14 protein-coding genes are annotated in these 15,179 nt (G+C 67.7%); 10 read left to right on the plus strand and 4 right to left on the minus strand.

Annotated features, from left to right (window positions below; all coding sequences use genetic code 11):
* Nucleotides 1-202: 202 nt before the first annotated feature.
* The 3 genes from xth (at nt 203) to E1261_RS35035 (ending at nt 4,352) form a co-directional block, all read left to right on the plus strand.
* The gene (gene xth / locus E1261_RS35025) at nt 203-1,006 is read left to right on the plus strand and encodes an exodeoxyribonuclease III (protein WP_132414022.1); all 804 of its coding nucleotides are present in this window, start codon (nt 203-205) and stop codon (nt 1,004-1,006) included.
* 40 nt (nt 1,007-1,046) lie between these two features.
* Nucleotides 1,047-3,134: a S9 family peptidase gene (locus tag E1261_RS35030; protein WP_132414023.1), complete on the plus strand. Its 2,088-nt coding sequence runs from the start codon at nt 1,047-1,049 to the stop codon at nt 3,132-3,134.
* Nucleotides 3,135-3,392: 258 nt separating this feature from the next.
* The gene (locus tag E1261_RS35035) at nt 3,393-4,352 is read left to right on the plus strand and encodes a sigma-70 family RNA polymerase sigma factor (RefSeq protein WP_132414024.1); all 960 of its coding nucleotides are present in this window, start codon (nt 3,393-3,395) and stop codon (nt 4,350-4,352) included.
* Nucleotides 4,353-4,426: 74 nt separating this feature from the next.
* Here E1261_RS35035 and E1261_RS35040 read toward each other — a convergent pair whose 3' ends face one another.
* Both E1261_RS35040 and E1261_RS46970 read right to left on the minus strand, forming a co-directional pair.
* Entirely contained in the window at nt 4,427-5,128 is a 702-nt protein-coding gene (locus tag E1261_RS35040) for an HAD family hydrolase (protein ID WP_132414025.1), read from the minus strand.
* Nucleotides 5,129-5,171: 43 nt separating this feature from the next.
* A complete protein-coding gene (locus E1261_RS46970) occupies nt 5,172-6,461 on the minus strand; it encodes a CPBP family intramembrane glutamic endopeptidase (RefSeq protein WP_132414026.1) in 1,290 nt (429 codons plus the stop codon).
* Between the two features lie 97 nt (nt 6,462-6,558).
* Between E1261_RS46970 and E1261_RS35050 the strand changes: the two genes are divergently transcribed.
* The 7 genes from E1261_RS35050 to E1261_RS35080 are packed head-to-tail and all read left to right on the plus strand — an operon-like array spanning nt 6,559 to nt 13,403.
* Entirely contained in the window at nt 6,559-7,524 is a 966-nt protein-coding gene (locus E1261_RS35050) for a Dyp-type peroxidase (RefSeq protein ID WP_238176620.1), read from the plus strand.
* 32 nt (nt 7,525-7,556) lie between these two features.
* Nucleotides 7,557-9,107, plus strand: coding sequence for an ATP-dependent DNA ligase (locus E1261_RS35055; RefSeq protein ID WP_132414028.1), 1,551 nt, complete (start codon nt 7,557-7,559; stop codon nt 9,105-9,107).
* Nucleotides 9,100-9,777, plus strand: coding sequence for a class I SAM-dependent methyltransferase (locus tag E1261_RS35060; protein ID WP_132414029.1), 678 nt, complete (start codon nt 9,100-9,102; stop codon nt 9,775-9,777). Before E1261_RS35055 ends, E1261_RS35060 begins: the two co-directional genes overlap by 8 nt.
* Nucleotides 9,778-9,819: 42 nt before the next feature.
* Nucleotides 9,820-11,229, plus strand: a complete 1,410-nt coding sequence (locus tag E1261_RS35065) for a DsbA family protein (protein WP_132414030.1) — start codon at nt 9,820-9,822, stop codon at nt 11,227-11,229.
* Between the two features lie 9 nt (nt 11,230-11,238).
* On the plus strand, nt 11,239-12,108 hold the full coding sequence (locus E1261_RS35070) for a phosphotransferase (RefSeq protein WP_132414031.1): 870 nt from the start codon (nt 11,239-11,241) through the stop codon (nt 12,106-12,108).
* Nucleotides 12,109-12,165: 57 nt separating this feature from the next.
* Nucleotides 12,166-12,489 carry a YciI family protein gene (locus tag E1261_RS35075; protein WP_132414032.1) on the plus strand — a complete coding sequence of 108 codons (324 nt, stop codon included), beginning with the start codon at nt 12,166-12,168 and terminating at the stop codon, nt 12,487-12,489.
* Nucleotides 12,490-12,533: 44 nt separating this feature from the next.
* Nucleotides 12,534-13,403 (plus strand): helix-turn-helix domain-containing protein, encoded by an 870-nt coding sequence (locus E1261_RS35080; RefSeq protein ID WP_238176621.1) that lies wholly within the window; start codon nt 12,534-12,536, stop codon nt 13,401-13,403.
* A gap of 18 nt (nt 13,404-13,421) precedes the next feature.
* Here the strand turns inward: E1261_RS35080 and E1261_RS35085 are convergent, their stop codons facing one another.
* Both E1261_RS35085 and E1261_RS35090 read right to left on the minus strand, forming a co-directional pair.
* Nucleotides 13,422-14,231 carry an LLM class flavin-dependent oxidoreductase gene (locus E1261_RS35085; protein WP_132414033.1) on the minus strand — a complete coding sequence of 270 codons (810 nt, stop codon included), beginning with the start codon at nt 14,229-14,231 and terminating at the stop codon, nt 13,422-13,424.
* Nucleotides 14,231-15,058: an alpha/beta fold hydrolase gene (locus E1261_RS35090; RefSeq protein WP_132414034.1), complete on the minus strand. Its 828-nt coding sequence runs from the start codon at nt 15,056-15,058 to the stop codon at nt 14,231-14,233. Before E1261_RS35090 ends, E1261_RS35085 begins: the two co-directional genes overlap by 1 nt.
* Nucleotides 15,059-15,179 lie beyond the last annotated feature (121 nt).

Raw genomic sequence — 15,179 nt, forward strand, 5'->3', positions numbered from 1 at the left:
GAGCTGGTACGGCGGGGGTGGTGGCACGTCGCTCGGATGCGGCGCGCGCGTTGGCGGCTGGGCGGCTGGACCTCGTGCAGGTACTGGGGAGCTCGGACAGGCGATCGGATGTCCGCGGTCCCCAGTTGGTGACCGCAGTACGCCCGCTTGGGTTTGCGTGCCGGGGGCGGGGAGCCGGCGGGGTTCAGGCTAGGGTTTCGGGGTGCTGACGGTCGCTACGGTGAATGTGAACGGGATCAGGGCTGCCTATCGGCGCGGGATGGCGCCCTGGCTGGAGCAGACCGATCCGGATCTGCTGCTGATGCAGGAAGTTCGGGCGACCGACGAGGTCCTGCGCGATCTGCTCGGTGGCGAGTGGAACCTCGCGCACGCGGAGCCGGCGCTGGACGGTCACAAAGGGCGCGCCGGGGTTGCCGTTGCGAGCCGGCGGCCGATCAAGGATCTGCGGATCGACATCGGCCCGGCGCGGTTCGCCGATACCGGGCGCTGGGTCGAAGCGGACGTCGTACTGGATGACGGGTCGTTGCTGACTGCGGTGAGCACGTATGTCTTCACTGGTGAGTTCGAAACGCCGCCGCGCCAGGAGGAGAAGTACGCGTTCCTGGATGCGATCACTGCCCGGCTCACCGAGCTGCGCGCGGACGGCCGGCACGTGCTGATGTGCGGCGACCTGAACATCGCGCACCGTGAGGAAGACCTCAAGGCCTGGAAGGCGAACCGCAAGAAGAGCGGCTTCCTGCCCGAGGAGCGGGCCTGGATGGATCGTTTGTTCGAGGCCGGCTGGGTCGACCTCGGCCGCCGTTTCGGTGGTGACGGTCCCGGCCCTTATTCCTGGTGGTCCTGGCGCGGAAAGGCCTTCGACAACGACGCCGGCTGGCGCATCGACTACCAGATCGCCTCCCCCGGCCTGGCCGGCCTCGCCACCGGCTGCGTGATCCACCGCGCACCGACGTACGCCGAGCGCTGGAGCGACCACGCACCGGTCGTCGCCACGTACGACGTTTAGCCACCTGCACGTCGGCGCGCAGGCGGGTAGTCTCGCCCGCATGTCCGAGTTGAACGTGATCGCACCGCAGCCCCCTGTCGCCGCCCGCAAGCCGATCGAGCGCACCCACCACGGCGACACGTTCGTCGACGACTACGAGTGGTTGCGGGACAAGACCAACGACGAGGTGCTCGACTACCTCCGGGCCGAGAACGAGTACACCGAGGCCCGGACGGCGCATCTCGTATCGTTGCGGGAGGCAATCTTCTCCGAGATCTCGGACCGGACACTGCAGACCGACCTGAGCGTGCCGGCCCGGCGCGGCGAGTACTGGTACTACGCCCGCACGGTGGAAGGCAGCCAGTACGGGATCCACTGCCGGGTCAAGGTGAACGGCGACGAGCCGCCGGCGCTGGACGCCGAGATCGCCGGTGAAGAGGTGCTGCTGGACGGCAACCTGGTCGCGGGTGACTCGGAGTTCTTCTCCCTCGGCACCGTCGACGTCTCCCCGAACGGGCAGCTGCTCGCGTACTCGGTCGATCTCAAGGGTGACGAGCGGTTCACGCTGCGGATCAAGGACCTGAGCACCGGCGAGCTGCTGCCCGACGAGCTGCCGGAGGTGCACTACGGTTCGGCCTGGTCGGCGGACGGTTCGACGATCTTCTACACGAAGGTCGACGACGCCTGGCGTCCGCACCAGATCTGGCGGCACACGCTCGGCGCGACCGACGACGTACTGGTGCTCGAAGAGCCCGACGAGCGGTTCTGGGTCGGCGTCGACCTGACCCGCAACGAGCAGGCAATCATGATCGCGCTCGGCAGCAAACTGACCAGCGAGGTCTACCTGCTCGACGCCAACGACCCGACCGGTGAGCTCAAGATCGTCGCTCCGCGGCGTGAAGGTGTCGAGTACGACGTCGAGCACGCCGGCGACCAGTTGCTGATCACCCACAACGCCGACGCCGCGAACTTCTCGCTGGCCACGGCGACGCTGGATGCACCCGGCGAATGGACGACCATCATCGAGGGCGACGACACCAGCCGGCTGCTGGGCGCCGACGCGTTCGCCGATCACGTCATCCTGTACCGCCGTCGGGACGCGCTGACCGAGCTCGCGATCATGCGCCGTACCGGGGAGGGCTTCGGTGCGCCCGAGGCGCTCGAGTTCGACGAGCCGATCTACACGGTCTCCCCCGGCCGCAACGACGAGTGGAACGACACCCGGTACCGGTTCGGCTATACCTCACTGGTGACACCCGGTACGACGTACGACGTGGACATCGCGACCGGTGAGCGGCGACTGCTCAAGCAGCAGCCTGTCCTCGGTGGCGTCGACCTGAGCGCCTACACGCAGTACCGCGAGTGGGCCACCGCTCCCGACGGCACGAAGGTGCCGGTATCGCTGGTCGCGCGCAAGGACGTCGCCAAGGACGGCAACGCGCCCGTCGTGCTGTACGGGTACGGCTCCTACGAGAGCTCGATGGACCCGTGGTTCTCGATCCCGCGGCTGTCGCTGCTCGACCGTGGCGTGGTGTTCGCGATCGCGCATGTGCGCGGCGGTGGCGAGCTGGGCCGGCACTGGTACGACAACGGCAAGACGCTGACCAAGCGGAACACCTTCACCGACTTCATCGCGGCGGCCGAGCACCTCGTCAAGGACGGCTGGACGCGTCCGGAGCGGATCGTCGCGCAGGGTGGCAGCGCCGGCGGTCTGCTGATGGGCGCGGTCGCGAACCTGGCCCCGCAGGCCTTCGGGGGCATCGTCGCCGAGGTGCCGTTCGTCGATGCGCTCACCACCATTCTCGACCCGTCGCTGCCGCTGACGGTGATCGAGTGGGAGGAATGGGGTAACCCGCTCGAGGACCCCGAGGTCTACAAGTACATGAAGTCGTACTCGCCGTACGAGAACGTCACCGCACAGCAGTACCCGCGCATCCTCGCGATCACCAGCCTGAACGACACCCGGGTGTTCTACGTCGAGCCCGCGAAATGGGTGGCGAAACTCCGGTCCACGGCCGCCGGGGAGGTCGACGTACTGCTCAAGACCGAGATGGAAGCCGGTCACGGCGGCCGCAGCGGCCGGTACGACGCCTGGCGCGAGGTCGCCTTCAGCCTCGCCTGGGAGCTGGACACCCTCGGTCTGGCCTAGTTCCGCGGGAATAACTGCCTGATCCGGTGTGTTGTGCAACACATTCAGCACGCCGGATCAGCCGTTTTCTGGACGAATTCTCAGGCTTTTCTCCCGCGTGCCTGCCGAAGGTGCGTCGATCACCGCATCCGGGTACCGGATTACCGCGTGAGCGGCGCCGGGAACTCTCAGGGAACGTTCAGGGTGTTTACACACTCGTCGTGGAATCTTGAACCTCACTCGAGCGTTGCTCTCCATGTAACGACGAAGGGAGTTTCGGTGGCTCGCACGACTCGTGTCCGCAGCACGGACGACGGCATCGACGGCAAGGACAGCGTCGGTCTCTATCTCGAAGAGATCGCGCGTACGCCGTTGCTGACGGCTGAAGAAGAGGTCGAGCTCGCTGAGACGGTCGAGGCAGGTCTCCTCGCGGAGCAACTGCTGGCCGAGGGGCGGGTTGGACGGAAGAAGGGCGGAGCGCCCAAATATGCCACGGAGGAGGAGCTGGAGTGGCTGGCGGAGGAAGGCCAGCGCGCCCAGCAGCGGTTCGTGACCGCGAACCTCCGCCTGGTGGTGTCGATCGCGCGCCGTTACGGGCGGTCCCAGATGCCACTGCTGGACCTGGTCCAGGAAGGCAACACGGGGCTCATCCGCGCGGTGGAGAAGTTCGACTACCGCAAGGGATTCAAGTTCTCGACGTACGCGACCTGGTGGGTGCGGCAGGCCATCACCCGCGGTATCGCGCAGCAGGCCCGAGTGGTCCGGCTGCCGGTGCACGTGGTGGAGCAGCTGAACCAGATCGGGTCGGCCCGGCGGACGCTGGAGCGCAAGCTCGGGCGTGAGCCGGAGGTCGAAGAGATCGCGGCGGAGCTGGACCTGGACGAGGAGCGGGTGAGTGAACTCATCCGGATCGGCCGGGACCACATCAGCCTGGACAACCCGATCGACGACGAGGGTGAGACCTCGCTGGGTGACCTGATCGCGGCCGAGACCGCGCCGGGCCCCGACCAGCTGGTCGCGGACGCGTCCGACCGGTCAGGCTTGTTCAGCCTGGTCGATCAGCTCGATCCGCGGTCGGCCGACGTGATCCGGCGCCGGTACGGGCTGCACGACGGCCGGCAGGCCAAGCTCGCCGACATCGGCGCCGTGCACGGCATCTCCGCCGAGCGCGTCCGCCAGATCGAGCGCGAGGCGCTGGGCCGGCTGCGGTTGATGGCCGACCCGACGCTGGCCGCATAACCGATTGCACAATTAGCACCCCGAAACCCCTCCGAAGGACCCCCGAGCCGCTTCCCGGCCCGGGGGTTCTTCTGTTAGTGGTTCCAGCTGTCGATCAGGGGAAGCAGCTCGGCCAGGCGGTGCACGGTGGCGTCCGGGGTCCCCTCGGTGTGGCCGATCTGGTTGAGCGGAATCGCACTGTGCGGGATATGCGCGGCGCGCATGCCGACGTTCTGAGCGCCCCAGACGTCGTCGAAGAGCCGGTCGCCGACGAACAGACAGGTCGCGGGGTCGGAGGCCCCGACCGCCTTCATCGCCGCGTTGAATGCCTCCGGGTGCGGTTTCGTGTACGGGATCTCGCTCGTGTAGACCGCGCCGTCCAGCAACTCCAGGACGCCGTCGCGGGCGAAGATCTCCTCGTGCCAGCGGCGCGGCCAGATCGTGTTCGACAGCACACCGATCTTCACGCCACGCTCACGCAGCCCGTGCAGGGTCTCCAGCGCGTCCGGCTCGAGGATGGTGTGCGGCGTCCAGCCAAGCTCGTACTGCGCGCGTGCGGCCTCGGTCATCTCGACCTCGGCGAGCAGGCACACCTCCTCCAGGGTGCTGCTCAGGTGATGATCACGCGAACGCCTCCAGACCGAGTTCTCCACCTCCAGCAGACGCTTCGCTATCTCGTCGGCACGCTCCTCGTCGATCAGCACCGCCACCGACCGCCACAACGCGGGCAGGTCGACGTCGTGCCAGGTCGCCAGCGTGCCACCCCAGTCGAACAGAACAGCTTCGATCTTCGTCACGCCGGCAACCCTGTCAGACGCCACCGACAGTTCGCTTCTGGTTTTAGCTGACCCGTGCGATCTGCTGCCGTTTCGCCAACCAGACCACGGAGAACACGACGATCGCGAGTGCCGGAATGTCGGACAGCAGGATCGTCCACGGCGCACCGCCCTGCTCGGACCAGTCGTCGAGGCCGCCGGTGGCCGCCGGGAACAGGAACGCGAACAGATTGTTCAGCACGTGCAGCGCGATCGCCGCCTCGATTCCCCCGGTCCGCACCGTGAGCCAGCCGGCCGCTCCCGCGAACAGCAGGATGTCGGCCATCGCCCAACCTGTGTACCCGTGCACGGAAGCGAACGCGATCGCGCTGATCGCGATCGCCGGCCAGGGCGACCGGAACAGCACCCGGGCCCAGCGCGCGCGGCCTTCCACGCTGTCAGGCCCGTAGGCACCGACGGCCTGAATCAGCCAGCCGCGGAAGATGAACTCCTCGGCGGCCGCCTGGAACGGCACCAGGAGCACGATGATGATCAGCGGTACGACGAACTCCGCGAAGCCGACCCACGCCCCGTCGTCGATCGTGGACTGGTCCGGCGGCACGACCTGGTCGACGAGAAGCCCGAAGGCAACACCGGCGACCACGTACAGGAGTGCAGGCAGACAGCACCACGCGAGCCAGCGCCAGCGGATCTTGTTCAGCACCGAGGCGACGCTCCAGGCCGGCCTGCGCTGAATGAGCCAGGCCGCCAGGGCGACGAGTGGCGTCAGGACGCCCAGCAGCACCAGGTTCAGCGCCAGGTCCTCGTTCGTGTTCCCGAAGATCTCCGCGCCGGTGGTGCTTTCGAACGACGGCATATCGCCACCGAGCAGCAGATGGAACACCAACCACAGCAAGAAGACGGCGATCGATGCGGCGAACACCCCGCCACCCAGTGCGAGACTGCCGACCACGGGTCGCCACGCGGCGTGCTTCGGCGTCCGCGCGAGCCGGTGGAACGGCGTACCGGCCGGGGCAGGAATCACCCGGGGTTCCTTCACCATCGGATACGGCTGCGGCCACTGCTGTGGTGGCCACTGCTGTTGCTGCCCCATCGGGTACTGCTGGTAGCCGGGTGGCACCGGGTAGCCCTGCTGAGGCTGCGGGTAGTTCTGCGGCGGTGGCGGGTACCCCTGCGGGGGCGGGTAGCCCTGCTGAGGCGGGTAGCCCTGCGCAGGCGGATAGTCCTGCGGAGCCGGGTAGTTCTGCGGAGGCGGTGGGCCCGGGTAGGGCTGCTGGGCCGGGGGCGGCGGGTACTGCCCCGGCGGTGCCTGGGGCGAATCCTCGGGGCGCGGCTCGCCTGAGTGCGGGTGCATGCAAGGACTCTAGAAGATCGACCCAAGACAGGTAGACCGGATCCTGGCTGTAAGGATGGTCCGGACTTGCCCGGGCGAACGGTAGGAGTGCGCTGTGGTGACTGATCCAACTCCCGGACCGGCGGCGACGACGCGGGTGCTACCGCAGTCGGTGCTGACGCCGCTCACCGGTTCGGCCATCTTTCTGGTGGTCCGGATCGAGTACGGCGGGGAGGCGACTGCACGTGATCTGCTGGAGCGGGTCAGCGGGCTGACCAGGTCTGTCGGCTTCCGGGTCCCGGCCGGCGCTCTGTCATGTGTGACGAGCATCGGCTCGGATGCGTGGGACCGACTCTTCAGCGGTCCGCGACCGGCCGAGCTGCACCCGTTCGTCGAGCTGCAGGGCGCGACGCACCGAGCGGTCTCCAGCCCTGGCGATCTGCTGTTCCACATCCGCGCCGGACACCTCGACCAGTGCTTCGAGCTCGCCCGCCAGATCATGAACGTGCTGGGTGACGCCGCGACCGTCGTCGACGAGGTCCACGGCTTCAAGTACTTCGAGATGCGCGACCTGCTCGGGTTCGTCGACGGTACCGAGAATCCCGCCGGCCGGGAGGCAGAGGACGCCGTACTGATCGGTGCTGAGGATCCTGAGTTCGCTGGTGGCAGTTATGTGATCGTGCAGAAGTACCTGCATGACCTGAAGGCCTGGAACGCGCTCACCACCGAGCAGCAGGAGCTCGCGATCGGGCGGACCAAACTCGACGACATCGAGCTCGACGACGACACCAAACCGAGCAACGCGCACATCGTCCTCAACGTGATCGAGGATGCCGACGGCAACGAACTGCAGATCCTGCGGGACAACATGCCGTTCGGGCAGATCGGCACCGAGGAGTTCGGGACGTACTTCATCGGCTACGCCAAGTCGCCGGCGGTGACCGAACTGATGCTGCGGCGGATGTTCATCGGCGAGCCCGAGGGCAACCACGACCGGATCCTCGACTTCTCCACCGCCGTCACCGGCACGCTGTTCTTCACCCCGTCCGGCGACTTCCTGGACGATCTGCCGCCGATGCCCTGAAAACTGTCCCCGGCGTAGGTGAGACTGAGGTCATGTTGCTCACCGAGGTGGTTCAGACCTCGGCCGCGCTGGCCGGCACCAGATCGCGGCTGAAGAAAGCCGAGTTCATCGCCGCGCTGCTCGCGCAGGCGACCGATCCGGTCGAGACCGAGATCGTCGTGACCTACCTTTCCGGCGAGCTGCGCCAGCGCCGGACGGGTGTTGGCTGGCGGACGTTGATGGACGCTCCGGCCCCGGCCGCTGAGCCCTCACTGACCGTCGAGGCGGTCGACCGGGCGTTCGGCGAGCTCGCTGAGATGTCCGGTGCAGGCTCCCAGGCTCGGCGCCGGGCGGCAGTCGATGCGTTGTTCGGCCAGGCGACCGAGGCTGAGCAGACCTTTCTACGGCTGCTGGTGGGCGGCGAGTTGCGGCAGGGTGCGCTGGACGGCGTGATGGCCGATGCGGTGGCCCGAGCGACCGGGATTCCGTTGGCCAAGATTCGCGCTGCCACCATGCTGCGCGGATCGGCGGCTCCGGTGGCGGTCGCCGTACTGACCGAGGGCGAGGCAGGACTCGCACAGTTCGGCTTGCAGGTTGGGCGCGGGGTGCAGCCGATGCTGGCTCAGTCCGCGACCAGCGTTGCGGAGGCCTTCGCGAAGACCGGGACGCCGGCCGCGCTCGAGTGGAAGCTGGACGGAATCCGGATCCAGGTGCACCGCAACGGTGACGAGGTCGTCGTCTACACGCGGACGCTCGACGACATCACCACGAGGGTGCCCGAGGTGGTGACCGCTGTGCTTGAGCTGGATGCCCAGCAGGTCGTTCTCGACGGCGAGCTGATCGCGTTGCGACCGGACGGGCGGCCGGAGGCGTTCCAGGTGACCGGCTCCCGGACAGCCACGCGGGCTGCGACCGGCCCGGAGTCGGTGCCACTCACGCCGTACTTCTTCGACATCCTGCATCAGGACGGGCAGGACCTCCTCGGCCTCGAGAGCACCGAGCGACACGAGTGGCTGAGCAAACTCATCCCACCTGAGCAACGCATCCCGCGGCTGGTGACGGACGATCCCGAGGAGGGCCAAGCCTTCTTCCAGGACGCGGTACGGCGGGGGCACGAGGGCGTGATGGTGAAGTCGCTGACCGTTCCCTACGAGGCCGGTCGGCGCGGCTCGGGCTGGGTGAAGGTGAAACAGACCCACACCCTCGACCTCCTGGTGCTCGCCGCCGAGTGGGGCCACGGCCGCCGTACCGGCTGGCTGTCAAACCTGCACCTCGGCGCCCGGGACGAGACGACCGGAGAGTTCGTCATGCTCGGCAAGACGTTCAAGGGGTTGACCGACGAGCTGCTGCGCTGGCAGACCGAGCGCTTCCAGGGGCTGGCCGAGCGGCAGGATTCGTACACGGTCTATGTGCGGCCGGAGGTCGTCGTCGAGATCGCCTTCGACGGCGTGCAGACGTCGCCGCGTTATCCGGCGGGGATGGCGCTCCGGTTCGCCCGCGTGCTGCGTTACCGCGAGGACAAAACGCCCGACCAGGTCGATACGGTGCAGACTGTGCGCGCGATCCACGAAGGCTTCGACGGAGAAGGTGAGCCAGATGAGTGAAGACCCAGATCTCCAGGCACAACGGATCGCCCGTCAGTCGCTCGACCGTGACGACGCGACCGGCTGGTTCGAGAACCTGTACTCCGCTGCCTCCGACGGCACAGCCGTGATTCCGTGGGACCGTGGCTTCGCCAACCCGCTGCTGACCGAATGGTTCGAGGCCTCGGGACCGGACGGCTCGGGCAAGTCCGCGGTCGTCATCGGCGCCGGCACCGGGTGGGACGCGGAGTTGGTCGCCGATCACGGCTACCAGACCACCGCCTTCGACATCTCCCCCACAGCCGTCGAGACCGCGCGACGCAATCACCCCGACTCGCAGGCGCAGTACGTCGTCGCCAACCTGCTGGACCAACCGGCGGAGTGGCACCACGCGTTCGACCTGGTCATCGAGATCTACACCGTCCAGGCCCTCCCCATCAGTCTGCAGGCGGCCGCCGTACAGAAGGTCGGCGAGCTCGTGGCTCCCGGCGGGACGCTCGTCGTCATCGCCTCACCCCGAGCTGACGGTCAACCTGACGATGAGATCGAGGGTCCGCCGTGGCCACTCACCAGAGGGACCGTCGAGTCTTTCGCTTCCGCTCCGGACCTACGCCTGATCTCGCTCGACCAGGTCCCTGCGCCGACAGACCCCACCGCCTTCCGCTGGCGAGCAGAGTTCCTGCGCGACTGATCTTGTCGGTCCTGTAATACGTGCCGCCTAGCATCGCTGGCTGTGAGAGCCCAACCGCCGCCCCTGACCAAGTACACGACGATGATGCGAGTGCCGATCGTGCTGGCGTTCGCCTTTGTGGCGCTGTACGTCGTCGCCGTTTGCACGCCGTTCGGACAGCGGTTCGAGAACTCGATGCTGAAGGGGTACAGCTCCGACACCTGGATCGGCAATCAGTACTCGATCCGCCCACCGCCGATTCTGGGCGAGGAGGCAACCTTCTTCGTCGGCGTCGTCCTGATCGCTCTGGCCGCGGTCGCGCGCCGACGTCGGTGGGTTGCAGCCGCTGGCGTGTTCGTACCGGTCGCCACCGCAGCCAGCGCCTTCATCCTGAACCGGTACGTGCTGCCGCGCCCGGCTATCGGCGGCGCCGGTGTGGAGTTGACCGAGTCGAGCTTCCCGAGCGGCCATGTCGCCATCACGGCAGGTCTCGTCGCCGGCGCGATTCTGGTCGCCGGTCCGCTCGTACGCCGGTACGTCGCAGCAGTCGGTCTCCTCTGGCTGGCCCTGATCGCGGCCGCCGTACAGAATCTTGGCTGGCACCGGGCCAGTGACGCGATCGGCGCGACTCTCCTCGCCTGCATCTGGTACGCGGTCGCCGCCCGCCTGTTGCCACCCGCAACCCAACCGGCACGGCTCGGTCTGGCTCCCGTTGTGGTCATCGCAGCCGTCGGAGCGATCCTGGGCGCGGGGCGGTACGGCTACACCCTGGAGGGCATCCCGTTCGCTCTGATCGGAGTCACCTGCGCGGTGCTGCTCTGGTTCACCGTCGCGCAACACACCCGAGCGGCCGGCATCGTCATCGCGGTGACCCTCGTGCTGGCGCTCGTTGCCGGAGGCGGCGTCAACTACTGGCGCGAGCATTCGCCGGTGCGGGTCGACGCCGGGCCTGAACCCACGCTGATCACCGGTCCTGGGACCGCAGGTAAGGGCATCACGTACGGCAGGCCTGGTGCGAAGGCGACCATCGACATCTGGATGACCTTCGACGGACTGGGCCAAGCCGACTTCGAGAAGGCGAACGGCGCCACCCTGGACACGCTGCTTCAGGACGGCACCGCCGCCGTCACGTACTGGCCGCTGGACTCGAGCGGAGGACGGCCACAGCTGTCCAACCTGTTCGCGGTGGCCGCGGCCAACGGGAAGGGGCGCGGCTATCTGCGCGCGATCTACGGCGACTTCGCCAAGGCCTGGACCGATGACCAGCTCATCGAGCTCGGCGACAAGCTCGGCGTACCGGAAGGCAAGTTCGCCGCGGAGCTGAAGTCGAAGAGCTATACCGGCTGGCTCGCTACGGTCACCGAGGCCTCGATGCAGTTCCCCCTCCACAACACTCCCTCCGTATTCGTGAACGGCAACCAACTGATGACCGCCTCCGTTACTCCGGCCGGCCTGAAGGCCGCGATCGGTTAGCGTCGGAGCATGACGTCCAGCTGGAGCCGAGTCGCCCGTCTCGACGTAGGGCGGGTGGCGGACGAGGTCGCGGATCAGAGCGGCGTACAGCTTGAGGTCGAGGGGTTGTGCTCCGGCGGCGAGGTCGGCGCGGCTTATGTCCGCTGGGACGACGGGCGCCGGTCGGTGCTGAAGTGGCGGCCTGGCACCGGCCTGGAGGAGTTTCAGGCCGGTCCGCTGGCTGTGTCCGAAGCGGCTCGGCTGGCTGGGTTGCCGGTGCCGCGGACGGAGCTGGCGGTGCAGTTGGGGTCGGCTGTGGCGACCGTGCAGGAGTTGTTGCCTGGAGCACCTATTTCGGTCTTGGACGAGGATCTGCTGGAGCAGGTTCTCGCGGTCAACGAGCAACTGCGGCTCCTGCTCACCGGCAACTCGACGGTTCCCGGTCTCAACCTCTACCTGACCTTCGACGGGCCTGGCTTCTGCCTCCACGGCCCCTTGAGAGCACACAACCGCCGTACGGCGCGACTGGACGACTGGATTACCGCGGTCGGCGCCGACCACCCTGGCCCGCTGCGCGGTGACGACGCCGTACACGTCGATTTCCATCCCGGCAATCTGCTCGCGGTCGACGGCAAGCTCACCGGGATCATCGACTGGGACGGCGCCGGCCGTGGCGATCACCGCCTCGACCTCGTCACCCTCCGCTTCGGCCTGCACGGTGGCCGCCCGGACCCGGCCGTCGTCGCACGGCTCGACGCGATCCTCGACGAGATCCCGCCGGACATCCTCCGCCCGCTGTGGGCGCACATGAGCCTGCGCATGACCGACTGGGCCATCCGCCACTTCACCCCGGCCGACGTCGAACACTGGACAGCCCTCGCCGAAACCCGGACCGACTGACCAACCCCCTCCCTAGGATGGCCCGGAGAAATTCGTCAGCCCCCACAGGAGTTGAGCATGCAGTTTCTGGTTTCCGTCATCGACGACAAGGACCACCCCGGCAGCACGGACCGGATGCCCGCCATCAGCGAGTTCAACGAGCGCCTGATCACCGAGGGCTACTGGGTCTTCGCGGGCGGCCTCGCCGACACCGGCACGGCCACCGTCATCGACAACCGCGGCGAGCAGACGCTCTTCAGCGACGGCCCCTTCGTCGAATCGAAGGAGTACCTGGCCGGCGTCTGGGTCTGGGAGGCACCCGACCTCGACACCGCACTCAGACTCGCCACCGAGGCGTCAAAGGTCTGCGACCGCAAGATCGAGGTCCGCCCGTTCCAGTGATCCACCGCTAGAACATATGTTCGATAGTGCTGTAGAGTGGCCTCATGGCGGGGCAAGGTGTAGTGGGGCCGACGGCCTTGCGGATGATGCTTGGGAGTCATCTGCGGCGGCTGCGTGAGCGGGCGGGAGTGAGCCGGACCGACGCCGGGTGGGCGATCCGGGCATCGGAGTCCAAGATCAGCCGGCTGGAGCTCGGCCGCGTCGGATTCAAGGAGCGCGACGTCGAGGACCTCCTGAGTCTGTACGGCGTGAGCGAGGCGCGCGAGCGTGATCGGCTGCTCGAGCTGGCCCGCGAGGCGAACAATCGCGGCTGGTGGCATCGGTACGGCGATGTCACGCCGGACTGGTTCGATGCCTACCTCGGGCTGGAGGCTGCTGCGGAGCTGATCCGGACCTACGAGATCCAGTTCGTTCCTGGCCTGCTGCAAACGGCGGAGTATGCGCGGGCGGTCGCGCGGCTGACCGGGGTTTCTCGTGGTGACGAAGAGATCGAGCGGGTGGTCGCCCTGCGGACCAGGCGGCAGCGGGTGCTGGATCGCGAGCCCCCGCTCAAACTCTGGGCCGTGGTTGAAGAGGCTGTGTTGCATCGACCGATCGGCGGCGCCGATGTCCTTCGCCGGCAGCTGAACGCGTTGCGCGACGCCGTGCATCGTCCCAATGTCACCTTGCAGATCATCCCGATCGGCGGCCCCGGCCATGCCGCCACCGGCGGCGCGTTCAGTCTGCTGCGGTTCCCGCAGCGGGACCTGCCCGACATCGTCTACCTGGAGCATCTGACCAGCGCGCTCTATCTGGACAAGCGCGACGATGTCGAGACCTACACCCACGCCCTCGATCTACTAGCTTCCACCAGTCCCCCGCCACAACAGACCGACGCCCACCTCGCCGCTTTGGTCGACCGCCTCACGCACTGAGGAGCTACCACCCTGCCGCTACCACTGGGGGCCGGCCGCGATCATCGCCCGCACATCGGCCAGCCGCATCGTCGTCGGATCGACGTCGGTCAACCCCCAGGTCGCGCCGGCCGCTTCGAACGCCTGCGGATCCATCTCCGGTTCGAGCGCCACCACCACGTCGAATCCCTCTGGCAGTGCATCCTGCTCAAAAATCTCCCGCAGCCGGCCGGTCGCCGCTGCCAACTCGTCCGCCGACGACAGGTTGACGGGGAAGAACCCGTCGTACTGCGCCGCGCGCCGGATCGGCTTGAGGTTGCCAGGGAACCCTGCGACCCAGATCGGGACCTGTCCCTGCGCTGGTCGCGGCAGGAGGCGTACGTCGTCCACCCGGTAGTGCTGTCCGTCATGCACGACCGGCTCACCACTCCAGCCGGCCTTCAGGATTCCCAGCGATTCGTCCAGCTGTTCGGCCCGGACCCGATCGTCCACGGTCTCCCCCGTCCGCGAGTACTCCCCCGCGAACCGATCACTCCCCAGCCCGACCCCCAAGGTCAACCGGCCACCACTCAGCACATCCAGCGTCGCCGTCTCCTTCACCAACTTCACCGGCCGCCGCCGGGCCACCGGCGTCACCATCGGCCCGATCCGCAGGCGCTCAGTCGCGCAGGCCACCGCGGCGAGCGTGATCCACGGGTCCGCGACCGCCTGGATCGGTTCCCGCCACCACAACTGGTCCCAGACGAACAGCCCATCCCAGCCGGCCTCCTCGGCCAAGGCACCCAGCCGCCCAACCACCAACGGGTCCGCTAGCTCGTCGAACAACGGCAACCACACCGCGGCGCGCATCAGCTCGACTCCGTGTGCTCGGCCAGTGCCGCCAGGAACTCATCCCATAGCGGCTCGGGAATTCCATGCCCGGCACCCTTGATGAGCACCAGCCTCCCGTCCGGTACGGCGTCCTGCAGCGCCTCGGCATGAGCCGGCGGAAAGTAAGGATCCTGATCCCCGTGCACAACCAGCACCGGCATCGTCAGCTCACCGAAGCTTCCGCCCTTCGGTTCGTCGAAGTTCATCGAGTAGTGGTTCGTCATCACCGCCTCGTAGTTCGCCGCCCGCGCCATGTCCGCCCGAACCAGAGCCCGCGCCGCTTCCTCGTCGAATACCCCCGCCGACTCGGCCTCGATCGACCGGACCACGTACTCCTCGACGGCGGTCGGGTCGCCCCAGTCCGGCGTACTGATGTGTGGCAGTCCGCCGGCTGGCGGCGGCAGGTCGTCGCCACCGGGCGACGTCGAAACGAACGTCAGCGAAGCGACTCGTGGTGCGTGGTCGACCCCGATGATCAGCCCGATACCACCCGACATCGACTGCGCGACCACATGCGCCCGCTCAACACCTAGCGCGTCGAGCAGGCCGACCGCGTCCGTAGCCAAGTCACTCATCGCGTACGGCGGCTCGCCCACCGGATAGGTGGTCGAGCGGCCGGTGTCGCGCTGGTCGTAGCGGATCACGTACCGGCCGTACCCAGCGAGCTTCGCGCAGAACGCGGCATCCCACCACAGCATCGACGCCGTCCCACCGTGGATCAGCAACACCGCCGGATCCCCCGGATCGCCGAACGTCTCCGCGCACAACTCCACACCGTTGACCGGGAACAGCTTCTCTGTCGTCATGCGAACCACGCTAGACCGCAACCAAGTTCACGAAAAGCAATCATTCCCGATCAACTCAATCGCCAACCCCGATAGCGACGCCGCCCCAGCCACACGCCCTCCCGCGCCACCGCCCCACCGC

This window comes from Kribbella albertanoniae, from assembly GCF_004348455.1.
In the GTDB taxonomy this organism is placed as follows: Bacteria; Actinomycetota; Actinomycetes; order Propionibacteriales; family Kribbellaceae; genus Kribbella; species Kribbella albertanoniae.